16 protein-coding genes are annotated in these 21,009 nt (G+C 53.1%); 6 read left to right on the top strand and 10 right to left on the bottom strand.

Going from position 1 to position 21,009, the window contains the following annotated elements:
* Positions 1-6 precede the first annotated feature (6 nt).
* The 5 genes from QZX60_RS05430 to QZX60_RS05410 form a co-directional block, all read right to left on the bottom strand.
* Positions 7-657 (bottom strand): cyclodeaminase/cyclohydrolase family protein, encoded by a 651-nt coding sequence (locus tag QZX60_RS05430; RefSeq protein WP_295362149.1) that lies wholly within the window; start codon positions 655-657, stop codon positions 7-9.
* A gap of 17 nt (positions 658-674) precedes the next feature.
* Positions 675-1,559 (bottom strand): bifunctional 5,10-methylenetetrahydrofolate dehydrogenase/5,10-methenyltetrahydrofolate cyclohydrolase, encoded by an 885-nt coding sequence (locus QZX60_RS05425; protein WP_295362147.1) that lies wholly within the window; start codon positions 1,557-1,559, stop codon positions 675-677.
* A complete protein-coding gene (locus QZX60_RS05420; protein WP_295362146.1) occupies positions 1,528-3,201 on the bottom strand; it encodes a formate--tetrahydrofolate ligase in 1,674 nt (557 codons plus the stop codon). Before QZX60_RS05420 ends, QZX60_RS05425 begins: the two co-directional genes overlap by 32 nt.
* A 74-nt stretch (positions 3,202-3,275) precedes the next feature.
* Positions 3,276-4,220: a P1 family peptidase gene (locus QZX60_RS05415; protein WP_295362144.1), complete on the bottom strand. Its 945-nt coding sequence runs from the start codon at positions 4,218-4,220 to the stop codon at positions 3,276-3,278.
* A gap of 78 nt (positions 4,221-4,298) precedes the next feature.
* Positions 4,299-6,017, bottom strand: a complete 1,719-nt coding sequence (locus QZX60_RS05410; RefSeq protein WP_295362142.1) for a Na/Pi cotransporter family protein — start codon at positions 6,015-6,017, stop codon at positions 4,299-4,301.
* A 268-nt stretch (positions 6,018-6,285) separates the two neighbouring features.
* On the opposite strand from QZX60_RS05410, the gene QZX60_RS05405 reads away from it, so the two are divergent.
* The 5 genes from QZX60_RS05405 to QZX60_RS05385 all read left to right on the top strand — a co-directional run bounded on the left by QZX60_RS05405 (position 6,286) and on the right by QZX60_RS05385 (position 14,421).
* Positions 6,286-7,671 (top strand): glycine--tRNA ligase, encoded by a 1,386-nt coding sequence (locus tag QZX60_RS05405; RefSeq protein WP_295362140.1) that lies wholly within the window; start codon positions 6,286-6,288, stop codon positions 7,669-7,671.
* Between the two features lie 170 nt (positions 7,672-7,841).
* Positions 7,842-9,824 carry a sodium-translocating pyrophosphatase gene (locus tag QZX60_RS05400; protein ID WP_295362138.1) on the top strand — a complete coding sequence of 661 codons (1,983 nt, stop codon included), beginning with the start codon at positions 7,842-7,844 and terminating at the stop codon, positions 9,822-9,824.
* A gap of 194 nt (positions 9,825-10,018) precedes the next feature.
* Entirely contained in the window at positions 10,019-10,345 is a 327-nt protein-coding gene (locus tag QZX60_RS05395) for a hypothetical protein (protein ID WP_295362136.1), read from the top strand.
* 34 nt (positions 10,346-10,379) lie between these two features.
* The gene (locus QZX60_RS05390) at positions 10,380-12,512 is read left to right on the top strand and encodes a heavy metal translocating P-type ATPase (RefSeq protein ID WP_363174774.1); all 2,133 of its coding nucleotides are present in this window, start codon (positions 10,380-10,382) and stop codon (positions 12,510-12,512) included.
* A 106-nt stretch (positions 12,513-12,618) separates the two neighbouring features.
* Positions 12,619-14,421, top strand: a complete 1,803-nt coding sequence (locus QZX60_RS05385; RefSeq protein ID WP_295362134.1) for an ASKHA domain-containing protein — start codon at positions 12,619-12,621, stop codon at positions 14,419-14,421.
* A 67-nt stretch (positions 14,422-14,488) separates the two neighbouring features.
* Here the strand turns inward: QZX60_RS05385 and QZX60_RS05380 are convergent, their stop codons facing one another.
* The 4 genes from QZX60_RS05380 to QZX60_RS05365 form a co-directional block, all read right to left on the bottom strand.
* The gene (locus tag QZX60_RS05380) at positions 14,489-15,025 is read right to left on the bottom strand and encodes an ECF transporter S component (protein WP_295362132.1); all 537 of its coding nucleotides are present in this window, start codon (positions 15,023-15,025) and stop codon (positions 14,489-14,491) included.
* Positions 15,026-15,225: 200 nt separating this feature from the next.
* On the bottom strand, positions 15,226-15,747 hold the full coding sequence (locus tag QZX60_RS05375; RefSeq protein ID WP_295362130.1) for a hypothetical protein: 522 nt from the start codon (positions 15,745-15,747) through the stop codon (positions 15,226-15,228).
* A gap of 192 nt (positions 15,748-15,939) precedes the next feature.
* On the bottom strand, positions 15,940-17,691 hold the full coding sequence (locus tag QZX60_RS05370) for an ABC transporter ATP-binding protein (RefSeq protein WP_295362128.1): 1,752 nt from the start codon (positions 17,689-17,691) through the stop codon (positions 15,940-15,942).
* A gap of 4 nt (positions 17,692-17,695) precedes the next feature.
* Positions 17,696-19,450, bottom strand: a complete 1,755-nt coding sequence (locus tag QZX60_RS05365) for an ABC transporter ATP-binding protein (protein ID WP_295362126.1) — start codon at positions 19,448-19,450, stop codon at positions 17,696-17,698.
* 103 nt (positions 19,451-19,553) lie between these two features.
* On the opposite strand from QZX60_RS05365, the gene QZX60_RS05360 reads away from it, so the two are divergent.
* Complete coding sequence (locus QZX60_RS05360; protein ID WP_295362125.1) at positions 19,554-20,438, top strand: LysR family transcriptional regulator; 885 nt, start codon at positions 19,554-19,556, stop codon at positions 20,436-20,438.
* A gap of 41 nt (positions 20,439-20,479) precedes the next feature.
* Here QZX60_RS05360 and QZX60_RS05355 read toward each other — a convergent pair whose 3' ends face one another.
* The gene (locus QZX60_RS05355) at positions 20,480-20,932 is read right to left on the bottom strand and encodes a GTP pyrophosphokinase (protein WP_295362123.1); all 453 of its coding nucleotides are present in this window, start codon (positions 20,930-20,932) and stop codon (positions 20,480-20,482) included.
* Between the last annotated feature and the right edge of the window lie 77 nt (positions 20,933-21,009).

The raw sequence follows: 21,009 nt of genomic DNA, 5'->3' as shown, positions 1-21,009 counted from the left end.
CCTGCTTTATTTGGACTGTCTGATTTCATCCCGGAGCTCGTCAATCAGCTCCGAGGCTTTAATATTGTTGCGCATCAATTTGCTGTCGCATCGGTCGGTGATGGCCTCTGCTTCCACGCGATTGGACATGCTGGTCGTGTTAATGAGCACATTCAAATGCGCGGCGTTGAGTGCCGCCATGCAGAGCATCGCCGCAGCTGCCGCGTCGCTTTTCGCCAATTCGCTGCCCTTTCCGGCGACTGCCTCGATCGCGTCCAGCGCCTCTTCGCACAAATCCATGATTTTTTCAGGGACACCACAGGCCGTATACAGCGCGGTTTCCAGCGTTTCCCGGTAGCGTTCCCGTTCAACTTCTGTGTCTTTCGGCATGCTGTACGCCTTGGCCAGCGGCCTAAAGGCCGCCGCATCCTCTTCGACACAGCTCAGCAGCTCGTCTTTGATGGCGCCAAGATCCTCGACCTTTTTCTGAAAATCGGCTTCGTGCTGTGCGTATTTTTTCTTGCCGATGCTTAAATTTAAATACATCATTCCGAGCGCAGACCCGAGAGCGCCGACCAGTGCCGCCGCACCACCGCCGCCAGGGACCGCTGATTTTGAGGCCAGAATATCCGCAAAAGACGCGCAGCTTCTTTGAATTAATTCTTTTTCTTCTGACAAAAACTATTCTCCAATCGTCACGCTTTATTAAGTTTTACTGCCGCAGTAATGACGTGCTTCGCCAAAATTGTAGATGTGATCCCGCTGACACCGCCCGGCGTCGGGGTCACCGCATCGACGATCGGCGCCACCTCATCAAGATCCACATCGCCGTAGAGCTTACCGTCCTGAAAGGTTGTCCCTACGTCGATGACGATCTGCCCGGGGCTGACGAAATCCTTTGTGACCATATGGATGCGGCCCGTCGCCGCGATCAGGATCTCCGCGCCTCTGGCGACACCTGCCAAATCGCGGGTCCCGGTATTGCACATCGTCACCGTCGCGCGCCGTTTGAGCAGCATGCTCGCTAAGGGGCGGCCCACCACAATGCCGCACCCGATGATGACTACGCGCTTGCCGTACACGTCGATTTGATAATGATCGAGCAATGCCATCACCGCCTCCGGCGCGCAGTACGCAAAGCCGTCCAATCTGCCGGACAAGGTGTCCGACAGATTCTGATCGGTTGCGCCGTCGACGTCCTTTTTCGGATCGATCACTTGAATGACCCGCTTGTCGTCGTAACCCTCCGGCAGCGGCTGAAACAACAGGATGCCGTGAATCGTCGGATCTTGATTGAGCGCTTCGATCTGCGCAATGACCGCCTCTTCTGACGGCTGGGGATCCAGCACGATGTTCTTGACGCCGATCCCATACTTCTGCATTGTTTTCGTAGCACCCTTTTCGTAGGAAATGTCAGCGCCCTTGTGGCCGATGCGCACTGTCGCCAGAGTAGGCTTGATACCGCGGTCAGCCAAGGCTTTCAAATCCGACTGCCAGCTTTCCTGAATGCCGGCGTTCACGGCCTTTGCTGTGTACTCAACGGCCATCTTAGAACAATCCCGTGATTTTGCCGGTTTCATCGACGTCGATGTTTTCTGCGGCCGGCACCTTCGGTAGCCCTGGCATCGTCATAATGTCGCCGGTCAGCGCGACGATAAAGCCAGCGCCCGAGGAGACCTTAATATTGCGGACAGTGATTCTAAAGCCCTTCGGCGCGCCAAGCAGAGACGCATCGTCTGAGAATGAGTATTGGGTTTTCGCCATGCAGATTGGCAGATTAGAAAAGCCAAGCGCTTCGAGCTGTTCCATCTGCTGACGGGCATCCGCGGTCAAATCGACGCCGTCTGCGTGGTAAATCTTCTTGGCAATGGCATCGAGCTTATCTTCGATTGAATCGTTGGTGTCGTAGGCATATGAAAAATCGTTCGGTTCTTCACAAAGCTTGACCACTTCTTCAGCCAGTGCGATGCCGCCTTCTCCGCCTTTAGCCCAGACTTCGGATAAGACCGCGTTGACGCCGAGCTGCTTGCATTCCGCTTCGACCAGATCCAGCTCTGCCTTCGTGTCTGTCGGGAAGGCGTTGATCGCCACCACGCAGGGCAGATGATAGACATCCTTAATATTCGCCACGTGCTGAAGCAGGTTCGGCAGGCCTTTTTTGAGGGCGTCGAGGTTTTCTTCGTTGAGGTCCTTGACCGCAACGCCGCCGTGGTGTTTGAGAGCGCGGACTGTCGCGACGACGACCACAGCACTCGGGTGGAGGCCAGCCGCGCGGCACTTGATATCAAAGAATTTTTCAGCGCCGAGGTCTGCGCCGAATCCGGCTTCCGTAATGGCGTAATCGCCTAAGTTCATGGCCATTCTCGTCGCCATGACACTGTTGCAGCCGTGGGCAATGTTGGCAAACGGGCCGCCGTGGATAAAGGCCGGTGTGCCTTCGAGAGACTGCACCAAATTTGGCTTGAGGGCATCCTTCAAAAGGGCTGTCATCGCGCCCTGCGCCTTCAAATCTGCAGCAGTAACCGGCTTGTCGTCGCGGGTATAGCCGATAATCATTCGGCCCAAACGCGCCTTCAAATCCGGAATAGACGTCGCCAGGCAGAGTACCGCCATGATTTCCGAGGCGACGGTGATATCGAAGCCGTCTTCGCGAGGCACGCCGTTTTTCTTTCCGCCGAGACCGTCGACGATGTTTCTCAGCTGACGGTCGTTCATATCTACCGCGCGCTTCCAGGTGATTTTTCGCGGGTCGATGTTCAGTTCATTGCCCTGGTGAATGTGGTTGTCGATCATCGCCGCCAGCAGGTTGTTCGCCGCACCGATGGCGTGGAAATCACCAGTGAAATGAAGGTTGATGTCTTCCATCGGAATGACCTGCGCGTAGCCGCCGCCGGCCGCACCGCCTTTAATGCCAAATACCGGTCCGAGGGACGGTTCGCGAAGGGCGACCACGACGTTTTTCCCGATTTTTTTCATCCCATCTGCGAGGCCGATGGTCGTCGTCGTTTTGCCTTCGCCGGCTGGTGTCGGGTTAATCGCCGTCACGAGGATCAATTTGCCGTCTTCAGCTGGGTGATCCGTCAAATAATTGTAGTCAATTTTTGCCTTAATCGGTCCGTACTGTTCCACGTATTTCGGATCGATGTTCAGTGCATCGGCAATTTCGCTGATCGGCTTTGGCGTACAGCTCTGCGCAATTTCAATATCCGATTTGATTTTCATATTATCCTCCCATTTTGCTTTGATCATTTTCGAGTGAATACTTGTGTTTAGTCTATCATCGCAGGTAAGCGATGTCAATTCAATTCACCGGCGGTTTTCAGGCCAAACAAAGGCGTCGCCGAGCGCACGCCGTCTAAAATGGCCAGCCGAATCTGCTCCGCTGCAACCGCCGCAATGGCATCGAAATCCCCTTCGGTTTTGCCAGACGCCATGACAAAAATCGTGTCGCCGTCGCCAGACGTGTGTACCGGCGAAATCGCCCGAGCGTAGCCGTCGTGCGCGATCGACGCGATTTTCAGGCACTGCGCCTTGGTCAGCTTCGCGTTTGTCATCACGCAGGCAATGGTCGTGTTGCCGGGAAAGATCGGATGATCCCGCTTGACGTCCTCGAGCATTTCCTCGTATGTCGTTTTGCCAAAGTGTGCGCCGGATTCGTCGAGCAGCCCTGCAATTTTGGACTCGCCGTCGAACACGTCGCCGAGGGCGTTAACCGCCACAACCGCGCCGATTTGGAGATCCCCAAAGGCGGCTGTGCTCACGCCCTGCCCGCTTTTCATCATGCGCGCCGGTCCACGGTATTTGCCGACGGTCGCGCCGGTTCCCGCGCCGACATTTCCAGACAATAGTTTCTGATTTTTAAAGGCATTTTCAGCCGCGGCCCGGCCCATTGCGATATCCGGCCTGATCTTTCCGTCGCCGACCGGCAGGTCGAATAAGGACGCACCGCAGACGATCGGCACCTTGCCGTATCCCGTCTCAAACCCAATGTGCTTTTCCTCGAGAACGGCCATCACGCCCGAAGCCGCTGTCAGGCCGAAGGCGCTGCCACCGGACAGAGTCACGCTGTGGATGGCCTGGACCATGTTCTCCGGCCTCAGCAGATCCGTTTCCCGGGTAGCTGGGCCGCCGCCCCGGACATCCACACCGGCTGTGGCGCCGTCCGGGCAGATGATCGCCGTCACGCCGGTTCCAGCCTCTTGATTTTCCGCTGTTCCGATTAAAAATCCATCGATTGGCATCATTTCACTCCTTTACAATTTACTGCTTTGCGTTTTATTTATTCTAACAAAAAAAGCAGCCGAAGCTGCTTAATTTTTTTAATGGACAACGCCCTGCAATTCGTTGACCTGCTTTCTCGGGTGCAGGCTCTGAATATGTTCGGCGATGTTCGCGGCGTGGTCGCCAACACGTTCCAAATCGACGAGCAGGTCGAAATAGATCGCAGATGAATTCACCTGACATACACCTTCGGAAAGCCGCTTGATGTGCTTGTCCTTGTATTCGTCGGTCAGATCGTCGGAGCGTTCTTCTTCTTCGTAGATCTTCATGCAAATGGCGTCGTCTTCGCTGTCCAGCGCTTCCTTGACGTGCTGGACAATCGAATAGGTCAGATCGAGCAGTTCCAAAAGTTCATTTCGGGCTGCTTCCGTCATTTTAACGTCTTTTTCGATTTTATCTTCCGCTAACTCGACAATATTTTCTGCGTGATCCCCGATGCGTTCGATATCGTGGGCAATTTGCAGGTAACTGGCCAGACGGTCGTTTTCTTCCTGAGATACATTTAAATTGGAGAGCCGAATCACGAAGTCGATAATCCCTTTTTCGTGTTCGTCGATGCGGTCTTCGCGCTGATACACCTTTTCGATCGCTTTTTCATCACCTTCGACCAAGGCTTTACCCGCGAGTTTCAAATTCTTTTCGGCCATTTCAGCCATGTGAACCAGTTCTCTGCCGACCTGGCCAATGGCAACCGCTGGGTTGTTGAGCAGGCGGTCGTCCAGCTGAAGTCCCTTGTCGCTTTCTTCTTCGTCGTCCTTGATATGCGTTTCCAGGAAGTTCACGAGCTTATCGATAAACGGCAGCATCACGAACATGTTCGCGACGTTGAAGAACGTGTGAGACATAGCGATTTGTCTCGCGACGTTCGGAATCACTGCACCCGATGAGGTTTTCATCGTCCCAGAAATATCCACTAAGAATTGATAAATCGGGTTGACCGGCAGCACCGCATTAAAGATTGCGAGCAGTGTCATGACCCAAATTGCGCCGAAAATGTTCACGCTTAAATGAATGATCGCTGCATTCTTAGCCGCTTTAGACGTCCCAATACTAGACAGCAGGGCCGTCACACAGGTGCCGATGTTGGTACCGATCATCATCGGGATACAAATTTGAATCGCGGCCGTTCCCGATACATCTGCGAAAATACCGGAAATCGCCAGCGCCTGCAGCATGGCCAGTGTCGCGCCGGAGCTCTGCATGATCCCAGTGATGACTGTCCCGATCAGAAGGCCTAAAATCGGGTTGCGCCCGTAGGTAATGAGCCATCTCTTGAAAACCGGATTGTCCTTCAGCGGTTCCATTGTGCTGCTCATCGTCGAAATTCCGAAGAAGAGAATCCCAATCCCCAGTAAAATCGTCCCGATATCCCGGGTCTTTTTCTTATTCCCAAAGACGGACATGACCGTGCCAATTCCGATCAAAATCGGCGCGATGGCATCGACATTGAACGCGATGAGCTGGGCCATCACAGTCGTCCCAATGTTCGCCCCGAGAATAATGCCGGCCGCCTGGGTTAAGTTCATCAGCGATGCGTTGACAAATCCGACCACCATAACCGTCGTCGTACTCGAGCTCTGAACCATGATCGTGACAACGATCCCGCAGATAATAGCTTTAAAGCGGTTACTCGTCAATACCTCGAGCAGATGCTTCATGCGATCGCCCGCAACAACTTTCAGGCTGTTGCTCATAATCTGCATCCCGTAAATGAACAGACCTAACCCGCCAATCAAGCCTACTATAATCTCAAACATACGCACTCCTTCAGCTTATTATTTAATTAAATTGATATTCAATTTCGCAAATGGTCTCTTTTTATTTTATCACGAGCAAAATGTAAAATCTATATAAAGATAGTGTAAAGTATCTCAGAAAACCATCTAGCAATTTATCACAATCGCTATTTTGAGTCAATTGCTATGATTAACTAATTTCCAAAAAATAAAACTGCGGAATAAGATCAAGTGTGATAGAATATTAAAATATTAACAAATTGAATTGTAAAAATCAGGAGGATTACACATGTCGCAGTTCACTATGAACGAAATCGTCAGTCTGGCCAAAATGCGCGGCATCGTTTTTCCAGGTTCGGAAATATACGATGGTCTAGCCAATAGTTGGGATTACGGCCCGATTGGCGTTGAAATGAAAAATAACGTCAAACGCGCTTGGTGGAAAAAATTTGTCCAGCAGTCTCCCTACAACGTCGGCTTGGATGCCGCCATACTGATGAACCCGAAAACCTGGGTCGCTTCTGGCCACGTCGGTGGGTTCAACGACCCGCTGATGGACTGCAAGCACTGCAAGTCCCGCTTCCGCGCTGACAAGCTCATCGAAGATTATTTCAAGGCGCACGGTGAAGAAGTCGTCGTCGACGGCTGGTCCAACGAAAAGATGGAAGCTTTCATCAAAGAAAAAGAAATTCCATGCCCAGAATGCGGAAAATCTGACTTCACCGAAATCCGTCAGTTCAACCTGATGTTCAAAACCTTCCAGGGTGTCACGGAAGACTCCACCTCTCAGCTCTATCTGAGACCGGAAACCGCCCAAGGGATTTTTGTCAACTTCAAAAATGTTCAGCGGACGACCCGCAAACGCGTCCCATTTGGGATTGGTCAGATCGGGAAATCCTTCAGAAACGAAATCACGCCGGGGAACTTCATTTTCAGAACCCGCGAATTCGAACAGATGGAACTTGAATTCTTCTGCGAACCGGGAACCGATTTAAAATGGTTCGCTTATTGGAAGGATCAGTGCAAAAAATGGCTGGCTGATCTCGGCATGACCACAGAAAATCTGCGCTTCCGCGATCACTCTCCGGAAGAACTCTCCCATTACTCCAACGCGACAACCGACGTGGAATACAAATTCCCGTTCGGCTGGGGCGAACTCTGGGGCATCGCCGACCGCACTGACTTCGACTTGACCCAGCACCAGAACGTATCCGGCAAAGACATGCGCTATCAGGATCCTGTTTCACACGAAAAATACATCCCGTACGTCATCGAACCATCACTCGGGGCAGACCGAATGTTCCTCGCTTTCCTCTGCGATGCACTGCAGCACGAAGAGCTTGAAAACGGCGATACCCGTACGGTCATGAAAATTCATCCGTTCCTGTCCGCCTACAAAGCCGCTGTTCTGCCGCTCTCGAAGAAGCTTGCTGATCAGGCTGAAGCTGTGTACGCCGATCTCGCTCAGTACTTCAACGTCGACTACGACCAGACCGGCAGCATCGGCAAACGCTACCGCCGCCAGGACGAAATCGGCACCCCGTTCTGCATTACCGTTGATTTCGACACCCAGGAAGACCATTCTGTAACCGTCCGCGAACGCGACACCATGGAACAAGTCAGAATGCCGATCGACCAAGTTAAAGCTTACATCGAAGGACACATCAAATTCTAATTTCAATTTCACTTCTGCCCATCGAGAACTTTTCTCGATGGGCTTTTTTCTTAATGATTTGCAATTTCGTTGTTGCCTTTTTTGTAAAAGGTGTTATAATAAAGCTGGAATTATAAATGTAATCGTAATACATTGATTGAGTAAAATTTAGTGCTAAAGGAGGTTTTCTGATGTCACATTATTTACTTCTCATTCCGATTTTTGGTCTTATCGCATTAATCGTCGCGTTCTGTTACGCTGCGTGGATCGATAAGCAGGATGCAGGCAACGACCGCATGCGGGAAATTGCCTCCGCGATCAGTGAAGGTGCCCACGCCTTTCTATTCTCTGAATACCGCATACTGATCGTCTTTGTGGCCGTCTTATTCGTATTGATCGGCGTCTTTCTTGGCAACTGGCTCACTGCTGTCAGCTTCATCGTCGGCGGTTTGTTCTCGACGCTGGCTGGGTATTTCGGCATGAATGTCGCAACAAAGGCAAACGTAAGAACCACCAATGCGGCCAAGGAAAAAGGGATGTCACAAGCGCTTAAAATCGCCTTTTCGGGCGGTTCTGTCATGGGCCTCTGCGTGGCAGGCTTCGGTGTTTTCGGTGTCAGTCTGATTTACATTCTGACAAAGAATGTCGATGTGCTGGCCGGCTTTAGTCTCGGCGCTTCCTCGATTGCGCTTTTCGCCAGAGTCGGCGGCGGCATTTACACCAAAGCGGCAGACGTCGGCGCGGACCTCGTCGGCAAGGTCGAAGCCGGTATTCCGGAAGACGACCCACGTAATCCAGCGGTCATCGCGGACAACGTCGGCGACAATGTCGGTGACGTCGCCGGGATGGGCGCCGATCTGTACGAATCCTACGTCGGTGCACTGGTTTCCGCTTTGACCCTCGGTGTCGTGCTGTATCAGCTTAAAGGAATTGTCTTTCCGCTACTTTTAGCCGGACTCGGGCTGCTCGCTTCCATTATCGGCACGCTCATCGTCCGCACCAGCCGAAATAAAAATCCGCAGCGCGCGCTGCAAACCGGGACCTACGTCTCAAGCGGACTCATTATCGTCATTTCATTTATTCTCAGTAAATTGTTCTTCGGCGGCTTCAAACAGGCGATCGCCATCGTCTCCGGGCTCGTCGTCGGTGTGCTGATCGGCTTACTCACCGAATATTACACCTCTGATGAATATCAGCCCGTCCGCGAAATCGCGCAAGAATCTGAAACCGGTGCCGGTACAACCGTCATCAGTGGGATTGCTGTCGGCATGAAGTCCACTGCTTTTCCAATTCTATTGATCTGCGTCGCGATCTTTATCGCCTATCAGACGGCAGGGCTCTACGGCATCGCCCTCGCAGCTGTCGGGATGCTTTCCACCACCGCGATTACAGTCGCCGTCGACGCCTACGGCCCAATCGCCGATAACGCAGGCGGCATCGCAGAAATGTCCCACCTGGACGAATCGGTTCGGGATACGACAGACCGCCTCGACTCCGTCGGCAATACCACCGCGGCTATGGGCAAGGGTTTTGCGATCGGTTCAGCTGCACTGACTGCCCTCGCGCTCTTTGTCTCTTACGCGCAGGCGGTCCATCTAAAATCCATCGATATTCTGAACAACCGCGTCACCATCGGCCTGCTCATCGGCGGCATGCTGCCGTTCCTGTTCTCCGCCTTCACGATGTCTTCGGTTTCTAAGGCGGCGTTCAAAATGATTGAAGAAGTCAGACGGCAGTTCCACGAAATGCCTGGCATCCTCGAAGGCACGACCCGCCCGGATTACAAGACCTGTGTCGGCATCGCGACCAATTCTGCACTGAAGCAGATGCTCGTTCCCGGCATTATGGCCGTTGCCTCCCCGATTGTCATTGGCCTGCTCCTCGGCCCGGATGCCCTCGGCGGCCTGCTCTGCGGCGCACTCGTTTCCGGCGTTGCCATCGCGATTTTCATGGCCAATTCCGGCGGCGCTTGGGACAACGCGAAGAAATACATTGAATCGGGCGCCCACGGTGGAAAGGGCAGCGAAGCCCACAAGGCGGCCGTTGTCGGCGATACCGTCGGCGATCCGTTCAAAGACACTTCCGGCCCGTCGATCAATATTCTGATCAAGCTCATGACCATTGTTTCCCTCGTTTTCGCACCGCTCATCGCTTCAATCGGCGGTTTGTTATAAATTTTTTCTTTTCGCAGCCGAGCAATCGGCTGTTTTTTTCGTTCAAAAGCCTATTTTGTTTTGAATTCGTCAAATTTCGCTTTAAAAATAATCAAAAGTATTGCATTTTACCCTTTACGCATTATACCTATGGGGGTATAATGAAACCAATAAATGAGCATACGTTCATGTTTTAAATTTAGGAGGTCAATCTCATGTCAGTAAAATCCAATATTTTAAAAATCGGCGGCGGCATCTTAGTTGGTGCTTTTGGCGGCAAATTCCTTAAAACGAAAGCAGCAAAATCTGCGGGCGTGCACATCATTGCCGGTGCCAAAATCGCAGGCAACACAATCAAAGACGGCTTTGAAAAATGCCAGGCCAGCTGCAGCAACGCGGCCGCAGAAGCGGATGTCATCAAAGAAAAACATTTCACCAAAAAGGATGAAAATTACCGCGAAAAAATCAAAGCTGAATACGAAGCGATAAAACCAGCCTACGAAAAAATTGTAGAAGAAGAAAATCAAAACGCTGACGCGTAAGTCTGTATTTTGCGTATTCTGAAAGGATGCTGTTTTGATTTATCGCATTATTCAGCGAACGCCCAATCGGTTTCATTTGGATTTGATGCAGCGGCGTCTGAGTGAAACCGAAGCGGACGTTCTCTACTACACATTGATCGAGCTGCCCGGCATCGAAAATGTAAAAGTTTATCAGCGCACGGCACAGCTCGCTGTGCGCTACGTCGGCGTTGAATCGGCCATTCTCGATTACATTTCCGATATGGACCTTTCTGACCCGGCGCTGCAGGACAACGTGCCGACCATTTCGGCCAGAGCCACAAACGAAATGTACAAGAATAAAATTCTCAACAAGGTTATGCTTCGAATCGGGAAATGGCTCTTCCTCCCGCTGCCGATCCGCACCGCTGTGACCATCTATCAAGCCGTTCCCTTTGTCTGGCGCGGCCTAAAGGATTTGTTCAACAAAAACGTTTCTGCGGAAATCATCCACGCGGCGGCCGTTCTCGCTGCACTGCTGACCGGCGAATTCGATACCGCAGCGTCGGTCGTCTTCCTGACCGAAATCGGCGACATTCTCGAAGAATGGACGTACAAAAAGTCGGTCGACGATTTAGCGCAGTCTCTATCTCTCAACGTCGAAAAGGTCTGGAAAGTCGCGGACGACGGCACTGTGTCGCAAGTTTCCCTGAACCATATGCACAACGGCGACCGCTTCAAGGTCACGATGGGCAATATGATCCCCCTCGACGGGAAGGTCGTTTCCGGTGAAGCGATGGTCAATCAGGCCGCACTGACGGGCGAACCGCTGGCGGTGCGCAAGCACGACGGGGTCATCGTCTACGCCGGAACGGTGCTCGAAGAGGGCGAACTCATCGTCGAGGTCCGTTCCTCCTCTGGCGAAACCCGGTACGACAAAATCGTCAATATGATTGAAAATTCCGAAAACCTCGCGGCATTGACTCAAATGAAAGCCGTGTCTGTCGCCGACCGCCTGGTCCCCTGGACCTTTGGCGCGTCACTGCTCGCCTTTGTGCTGACCCGCAACGTAATGAAAGCTGCGTCTGTTTTGATGGCAGACTTCTCGTGCGCAGTCGAGGTGGCCATGCCTATCGCCGTGCTTTCAGCCATGCGCGAAGCCGGCAAGCACGACATTACCGTCAAGGGCGGCAAATTCCTCGAAGCCATCTCTGAAGCCGACACCATTGTCTTCGACAAAACTGGAACGCTGACGCGGGCGACACCGGTCGTTCAAGAGATTGTCACCTTCGACGGGCAGGATCCCGACGAAATGCTGCGCATCGCGGCCTGTCTCGAAGAACAGTTCCCGCACTCCCTGGCCAACGCTGTGGTTCGCGCTGCGAAGGAAAGAGGCCTTTCACATTACGACATCAAAACCAAGGCTGAATACATTGTCGCCCACGGCATCGCATCTAATATCGGCGAAGACCGCGTCGTCATCGGCTCCTACCATTTCGTCTTTGAAGATGAAGGGGTCACCTTTGAAAGCGAAGCCGACCGGGCGCGCCTAGGTGAAATTCCCGCGGAATACTCTCACCTTTACATGGCCATCGGCGGCAAACTCGTCGCGGTCATTGCCATCTCTGACCCGATCAAGGAAAACACACCGGACGTCATTCGTGATCTCAAGGCCGCTGGCTTTAAGAACATTGTCATGATGACAGGCGACAGCGAAAAGACGGCGAAGGCCATCGCTGCCCAGGCCGGCATCACGGAATATTACTCCGAAGTGCTGCCGGAAGATAAGGCCCATTACGTCGAAAAGATCAAGGACCGGGGCGAAAAGGTCATCATGATTGGCGACGGCATCAACGATTCGCCGGCCCTCTCCGCTGCCGACGTCGGCATCGCCATTAAAGAAGGGGCCGACATCGCTCAGGAAATTGCTGACGTCACGATCTCAGGCTCCGACCTGAACCAGCTGGTCAATCTGAGAAGACTCTCAGACAAGCTGATGAAGCGTATGCATTCGACCTACGTCATCGGCAACGTCTTAAACGGCGCGATCCTGGTCTTCGGCATCAGCGGCCTGATTGTGCCGAGAATCGGCGCGGTGCTGCACAACGCCTCAACCATCGGATTGTGCCTAAGAAACATGCAGGACCTCTCAGCCTCTGAAGAAGCTGCGCCTGAGACAGTGTCCCTGCCGCAGCCTTCTGTCGCGTAAACAAAGGCTGAACGCTTTTACAGCTTTGTCCCAATAGGACGGAGCTGTATTTTTTTGTGCCTGTTTATGATAAACTGAAATAAAATCCACACGAAAGGTCTTCTTTATGATCCATTTTCCCAACGAACATCTCGATCTTGAATGCTTAGACACCCGCGAAACCGTCGCAGAGGCCTGCGCCAGAGCCGGCCATCCCCTCGATCTGGTCTGCGGCGGGACGGGGCGCTGCGGGCAGTGCAAGATTCTCATCAAAAATCACGGCATCACGCTGGAAGTGCTGGCCTGCCAATATCCCGTTTTTGACGAAATGGAAATTCTGACCGGCGCCGAAGCTCGTCAGCAGATTCTCGACCGTCACGTCGATTTTGACCCGCTGATTCTGGATCCGCCGGTCCGTTGTTTTCCTGTCAGCTTCGAAAGCCTTAATCTTCAAAACGCTAACGCCTTCCTCGGCTCCATCAACGCGGTGCTGCCCCTCGATTTGACCTGCGGCAATCCCGATATTTTAATTGCCGGCTTTGAGGCGGTGCGCAAAACCCCCGTTCCGATCGTCGACGTCATCGCGGCCGTGCACGAAACCGACCCGTCCGCCTTTGTCGCCCGATCCGGCACACTCCTAGGCGTCACCCCAGAAACGGACGGATTTCCTGAATACGGCGCCGCCTTTGACGTCGGCACGACCACTGTCGTCGGCTACCTGTACAACCTCGAAAGCGGAGATCTGTGCGCAACAGCCTCCGCTAAAAACCGACAGGCCGCTTACGGCGCCGACGTCATCTCTCGAATCGCAGCTGCCGATGACGGCAAGCTTACGGCCCTCAACGACGCGGTCTGCGAAACCCTTGCCAATTTGATCCAGGAACTTTGTCAGAAAGGCGGATCTCTGGACAAGCATCAGATCATTTCCGTCGTCTGCTGCGGCAACACGACGATGCTGCACCTGCTCGCCGGCGTCTCTCCCAAATTCCTCGGCACAGCGCCCTTTATCTCGCAAATCGACGCCCCAATCGAAGGGCCGGCCAGCCGCTGGCAACTCGACCTTCACCCGGCCGCTCAGCTGACGCTGCTGCCGCCGATCACATCTTACATCGGTTCAGACACCAGTGCATTGCTCGCGGCGCTGCCCCGACGAAATGAAACCCGCCTCGTCATCGACCTCGGGACGAACGCGGAAATCGCCGTCGGGCAAAACGGCCATTATACCGTCTGCTCCGCCCCCTGCGGGCCGGCGCTTGAAGGGGACGGCCTCACGATGGGCATGCGCGCGGCTGACGGCGCAATCGAAAAAACCGTCTACGACCCGGGCACAAAGCGCTTTCACTGCCAAATGATCGGCGATCCGCCGGCCACCGGACTCTGCGGTTCGGGCGTGATTGACACGATCGCGGCGCTGCTGGACAGCGGTCTTATCAAACCTGACGGCAGCTTCATCTCAGACGAAGCCGCCGCAGCGCACCCCAATGGCAGCCGCTTGATCCGCTCGGGAAAAATTCGGCAGTTCGTGCTGCTCACCTCGGAAGAAAACAACGGGGCTCCAGCGGTCGTGCTTTCTCAAAAAGACATCCGCGCGATCCAATTGGCCAAAGCTGCGATTCAAACCGCCGTCGACCTGCTGTTAAAAGCGGCGTCCCTTTCCATCGAGGATATTGACACGATTTATCTCGCCGGCGCTTTCGGCAATTATATTTCGGTCACCTCCGCGCAAAAGATCGGCCTTCTCCCGACCGGTCGGATGAAAATCGTCCCCGTCGGCAATGGCGCGGGCTCTGGCGCGATCCACTGCCTGCTGTCCACTGAAGCCAAAAAACAAACCGAAGCGATGGCCGGGCAGTGCACCGTCATCAACCTCACCAATGACGCCGAATTTAACACCCAGCTCGTTGCCAACACCGTTTTATCGCCGCGATAAAAAAATGCAGTGGATTGCGTTCTGCGATCCACTGCATTTTTATTTTTCTAGAATTTCAAATCTTCTATTACGCGGGCTGCTGGCTCTTTTTATGATGGGTCAGGCCCATATGATTGGCCAGTTTGTACAGACGGTCCACAACGGCCAAGGTCACTGCGGCGCCGAGGCCGACCTGAACGAGATTGCCCGGAATCGAAGAAACCGGTGCGACCCAGTTGCCGTAAATAATACCTTCGGCGATGTAGTAGCCGACGATTTTAATCGCGCAGGCGGCAATAAGCGCCAGCACGTAGTGGAGATAATCGTGATGATTTTCGCAAATCGCGCCAACCGCAATGCCCATCAAACCGCAAATCACAAAGGTAAAGGGTGCCCAGGCTGTCCAGCCGCCCAGCAGGTCGAAAAGTCCCATACCGACGCCGCCGGCCAAGCCACCGACGCGTTTACCGAAAATAATCGCACCGATGAAAAGAGGAATATTGCCCAAATGGACCAGTCCGCCATTAGCGGCAATCGGCAGACGTACATTAATAAAGGTAAATACATAGGTCAGCGCAATAAAAGCAGCTGTGATGACTAAATCGTGTAATTTCGTATTTTTCATAAGTTGCTCCTTTGTCTCTCTTAGTCTGCCTCTATTATCGCCCATTAAATTCCTCGGTAAAAGATTCAATCCGCACTCATTTTTTAAGGTCAGTCTTTCGGCAAAAAGGCCAATCTGACCTGATTGACCCTATTATTATTTTGCTTAAGGCCCTTATCAATTGCCATTTTATAAGAAGCGCCTATTCCTGCTGCCGTCTACTATATGCGCTGCGTGATGTCCCTTGTCGTCATATGCCTCTGCCAGAACGCGACCGCATGATCAACCCAGCCTTCAGCCACTGTGCCTTCTCCAAGACCAAACCCGTGGTGAAGGCCTCTAAATACCTCGATCTCGGCGTCTGTGCCGTTGGTCTTGATATTGTAGAAAATGGTCCGTCCGTCCTGTACCTGATCGTAAAAATAATTGGCAATCTCGACCGTTTTGTCTGGATTCATATGGTTGTACCAGGTCAGCCGCAGCGTCCCCAGCGTACTGCCGCTCATAAAACTTGTCTGAACCGGGAACATCAGCCGCCCGTACCCGTCAAAAGCCGCATCATTTCTCACCGTGTCAATTTTAGTCGCACGCGTGTAATGACCAGCGCTTCCCGAACCGCCAGAAGATGCCGAACGGCTCGACGACGCGCCATTTGCCGCAGACTGTGCCCCGCATCCGGCCAAAACGCCCGCACAAAGAAATAGACTGCAGAAAACAGCCGATATCTGCTTTTTAGAATTCATTGCATTGTCCTCTTACTCATTATTAATTTTTATTTGATAATTCAATTTTACGGCGGTTTTTCTAAAAAGTACAATATCAAATCGTAAAAGCAGATTGCGCTCAGCGCATACTCGAGACGAAATGTCAAAATCATAAAAAATCCCCTTTTCGTAAAAATCATCACGATTCACGAAAAAGGGATATCTTTTATGTTATTTTGTCAATTCAAACTGCGCGTTGTAGAGCTTGGCGTAAAAACCGTTTTTCGCGAGCAGGCTTTTGTGATTGCCCTGCTCGACGATTTGGCCGTCCCGCATCACAAGAATGATGTCCGCGTCGCGGATCGTCGACAGCCGGTGCGCGACAATGAAACTGGTCTTGCCCGTCATCAATTTGTCGAAGGCCGCCTGAATCTTGAGCTCTGTACGGGTGTCGATGTTGGACGTGGCTTCGTCGAGAATCAGCATCGGGGGATCGACCAGCATGACTCTAGCGATGCAGAGCAGCTGCTTCTGCCCTTGGCTGAGGTCGCCGTCGTCAATGACCGTATCCAGCCCCTTCGGCATCTGATGAATAAAGGTATCGCAATGAGACGCCGCCGCGACCTGCCAGATTTCGTCATCTGACGCGTCCGGTTTGCCAAAGGCGATGTTGTCCCGAACGGTGCCGTGCATCAGCCAGGTGTCCTGAAGCACCATGCCGAAATTCTGTCTGAGGGACGATCTGGAAACCGCGTACACGTTTTGATCGTCGATCGCGATGGTGCCGCTGTCCGCGTCGTAAAAGCGCATCAATAAATTGATCAGCGTCGTTTTACCGCAGCCGGTCGGCCCGACAATAGCGATACGCGTGCCGGGCTTCGCCTGAAGGGAAAAATCCTGAATCAATTTTTTGGACGGATCGTAGCTGAAATACAAATTATTGATATCGATTTTCCCCGATGCCTTCGGCAGGGCCTTTTCCGGGTCCGGCGTTTGAGGCGGGGCGTCGATAAATTCAAGAACCCGGGCCGCGCAGGCAAGGGCGTTTTGAAATTCGGTTACGACGCTCGAGATGTCGTTGAAGGGTTTCATGTACTGGTTCGCGTAAGTCAGAAGGGCCGCCAGTCCGCCGACTGTCAGTGCCCCGCCCGGCACGGTAAACGCACCGATTAAGGCCACAAAGGCGTAAATGATGCCGTTGACAAAGCGGGTGGACGGATTGGTCAGGCTCGAGTAAAAAACGGCCTGCTGGCTGTATTGCTGCATTTCTCGGTTGACTTCGGCGAAACGGGCCGATCCCCGTTTTTCGTACCCGAAGGCCTTCACCACCTTTTCACCGCCGATCAATTCTTCGATCAGCGAAGTTTGGCGTCCCCGCGTGTCGCTCACATTTCTGAACATCGTAAAGGAGCGGGACGCGATAAACCGCGCCACGAGAAAGCTGACCGGCGTCATCGCGACGACAAAAAGCGTAATCGGCACGTTGATGCTGAGCATGAAGCCAATGGTCACTGCGATCATCACAATGCCGGAGAACAGCTGCGTCAGCCCGAGGAGCAGGCCGTCTGAAAGCTGATCCACGTCAGTGATGACCCGGCTGACAATGTCGCCGGACGGGTGGCTGTCAAGATAAGACAACGGCAGGTCCTGAATTTGGCGGATCGCCCGGGCCCGAATGTCCCGAACCACACCGTAGGACAATTTATTGTTGACCAAATTCATGATCCAAGTCGCCGCGCTGGCGATGAGCACAGCCACCCCGACGCGCACGGCGATATGGGCGATCAGTGCGAATTTGACGTGTCCTTTGCCAATAATGCCGTCGATCATCCGGCCAAACAAAATAGGAATGTAAAGCTGAAGCACGACGCTCACCGCCGCCGTCACCAGGGACAAAATGAGCAGCACCTTGTAGCGCGCCACATAATTCAGCACTTCCTTGAGCGTCTGCCAGCTCTTCGAATCTTGATTCTTCTTTTTCATCTGATCATGCCTCCTGTGCTGTGGCGTTATCCGCGCCGTCTTCTTTCGGGAATTGCGAGTAATAAATTTCCTGATAAACCTGATTGTGCGCGAGCAGTTCTTCGTGCGTGCCCTGCCCGACAAGCTGTCCTTGATCCAAAACGAGAATCTGATCGGCGCTCATGACGCTGGCCGTCCGCTGAGAGACAATAAACACCGTCATGTCGCGGTGCAGGCTGTGAATGGCCTGGCGAAGGGCCGCGTCCGTCGCAAAATCCAACGCGCTGGCGCTGTCGTCCATGATTAAAATCTCAGGCTTTCTCACCAATGCCCGCGCAATTGTCAGACGCTGCCGCTGACCGCCGGAAAGGTTGTGTCCGTTCTGCTGAAGGTGAAAATCGAGGCCCTCTGGCTTTTGATCGACCACATCCTTCACTTGAGCCGTCGCGAGGGCGCGGTTCATTTCGTCGCTGTCCGCATCCGCTTTCCCCCAGCTCAAATTATCTCGGATGGAGCCTTCAAATAACGTGACGCGCTGGGGCACAAAGCCGATTTTTTCGTTGAGCTTCCCTTTGGGGTAATCCCGAACGTCTTCCCCGAACACCGTCACCGCGCCGTCTCCCGCGTCGTAAAACCGCGGAATCAAGCTTACAAGCGTCGATTTGCCGGAGCCTGTCCCGCCGATAATCCCGACGGTTTCGCCTTTTTTCGCCTTAAAGCTGATGTCACTCAAAGCCGGCGCCCCGCCGTTTTCGTAGGTAAAGGTCACGTGATCGAAGACCACCGCTGTATCGTTCGCATCTGTGCCGTCTGCCCAATCCTTCGGGAAAGCCATACCCGGTTTGATTTCAAAAACCGATTGGATCCGTTCGGCGCAGGCGATGGAACGGTTAATCAGCACGATCAACTGCGCCAACTTGATCAATTCGATGATCATCTGCGCCATATAATTGTACAGCGCGACGACCTGGCCCTGTTGAATGCCGCCCATGTTGACGCGGATCGCGCCTACCTGAATCAGCACAATCGTCGCGATATTGACAATGGCGTAGGTTAACGGATTGAGCGCCGCCGACCATCTGCCAACCTTTTCATTCCAGCGCGTCAGCGCGTCGTTGTTATCGTCAAAGGCCTTGACCGCATCCTTTTCCTGGCCAAAGGCCCTCACCACGCGCACACCGGTCAAATTTTCACGGGTGCTGCCGAGGAGCCGGTCCAGCTTTTTCTGAACGCGGCGGAACATCGGAATCGAAACGCGCATAATGCCAAAGACAACCAGACTCAAAATCGGAATGGCCACGACAAAGACCAGGGCGCATTTCACATCGATCGTAAAGGCCATGATCATCGAGCCCAGCACGACGATCGGGCTCCTAAGCAGAAGTCTGAGTGCCATGTTCAACCCGTTTTGAACCTGCTGCATATCGCTGGTCATACGCGTGATCAGCGTATCTGTGCCGACCTGGTCCAATTCGCTGTAGGAAAATTTTTGAATGTGGTCAAACAGTCCCTGACGCATGTCGGTCACACAGCCGACGCTGGACCGCGCCGCAAAAAACTGCGCGGTGATGCTGCTCGCCAGACCCGCCACGGCCAAAATCAGCATTACGATGACCATGTGTACAATATAGGTGTGATTATCTTGAGCGATGCCCACGTCGATGATTTTGGCCACAACCAGCGGCACCAGCAGATCAAAAAACGCCTCCAGTAATTTAAAGGTCGGCGCCAAAATCGCATCCCGACGATAATCTTTCAAATACGCGAACAATTTCTTCATTGGATTCCCTTCCTTTCATGGTTTTATGATATCATGAAACAAAGTATATGAATAATATTGAAAGATTTAATAACCATATTAATTACGTATATAAGGAGGCATTATGGATATCCGTCAGCTCCAATATTTTACCGCGGTCGTCGACAATGGGACGATCTCAGAGGCAGCGCGCAAGCTTCACATTTCTCAGCCACCGCTGTCCACGCAAATCAAGGCGTTGGAAGCAGAATGCGGCGTCACACTCTTCGAGCGGGGCGCCCGCCACATCACCCTGACCGAGGCCGGCCGCCTGTTGTACCACCACGCCGTTCAAATTCTGTCGATGGAAAAGGCCGCCGAGGCGGAAATGCAGAATCTGCGCACCGGCAAGCAGGGCTCCATCCGCATCGGGCTGATCTCTTCCTGCGCTTCAAAAGAGCTTTTCGACGGCATTCAGACTTTTCATCGGCACTACCCCGGCGTCGTCTTCGATGTGTTGGAAAGCAATACCTTTGACCTGCTCGCCCAGCTCGACAACAGCCGCATTGAGCTCGCGGTCATCCGCACCCCCTACCATCGCCAAGATCTGGAAGCCTTAACGTTGAGAAAGGATCCTTTTGCCGCCGTCGCGACCTCTAAATTTTTTGCCGATCATTTGAAAGCGTGCTCCCAAATCAAAATCGAAGACCTGGGCGATTGTCCGCTGATCCTCTACAGAAGGTGGGAAAACGCGATCCGTCAGGTTTTTCAACAGGCCCAGATCGTCCCGAATATCGTCTGCATCAACGACGACGCGCGAACATCACTCCAGTGGGCCGCCTCTGGAATTGGCGTAGCGCTGGTGCCCCTTTCCATCGCGACATCTTTCTCAGATTTAAAGGCAGCGCCCCTTGAGACGCCGGCACTGGACTCGGAGCTGCGCCTAGTTCGGCGGAAAAACGCGCCGATTTCCCAAAACGCCTATCATTTCTTTGAGCTTTTCGAGGCGCAAAATAAAAAAGGATCTTAACGGCGCTGTCGTCGGGCCGTTAAGATCAAGCGATAAAAATATTATTGAATCGGATTATTTTTCTCAAATTGTTCGAGATAATGCTGCGCTTTACGGTATTTTTCGACGCGTTTCTTTGCCGCAGCGTCTGCTTTTTCGAGGCGGGTGAGGTCCTGATTGTGGGCCAAATCGGCGAGCTTCACGCGCCTGGCAGCCGCATTGGGCGCCAATTTTTCAATGTAGTCAAAATAACCCTGTCCCTTCTGACGGGTCAACAGCGCCACCGCATCGACGACAGTCTCTGGATAACCTGATTTTCTTAAATCATCCAAGCTCACCGCGCCATCCTCTACGACATCGTGAAGCAGCGCCACCGTCGTCGCAATTTCGTCGCTCATCTGTTCCGCGACGTGCCACGGGTGAAAGACGTAGGGCACACCGCCCTTATCCCGCTGGTTTTGGTGCACTTGAAACATCAGCACCATCGCTTTTTTCGTCATCGGTGTGTAAATCACTGCCTCTCTCCCTTTCCACTTAAAAGTCGCGACCACCCGTAAAACGGGTGGCTCGCTCTAAGGCTATAAGCCTTTAA

The organism is uncultured Pseudoramibacter sp., from assembly GCF_903789625.1.
Classification (GTDB): domain Bacteria; phylum Bacillota; class Clostridia; order Eubacteriales; family Eubacteriaceae; genus Pseudoramibacter; species Pseudoramibacter fermentans.
The sequence above is the reverse complement of the archived record's forward strand: the minus strand, read 5'-3'. Positions and strand labels throughout refer to the sequence as shown.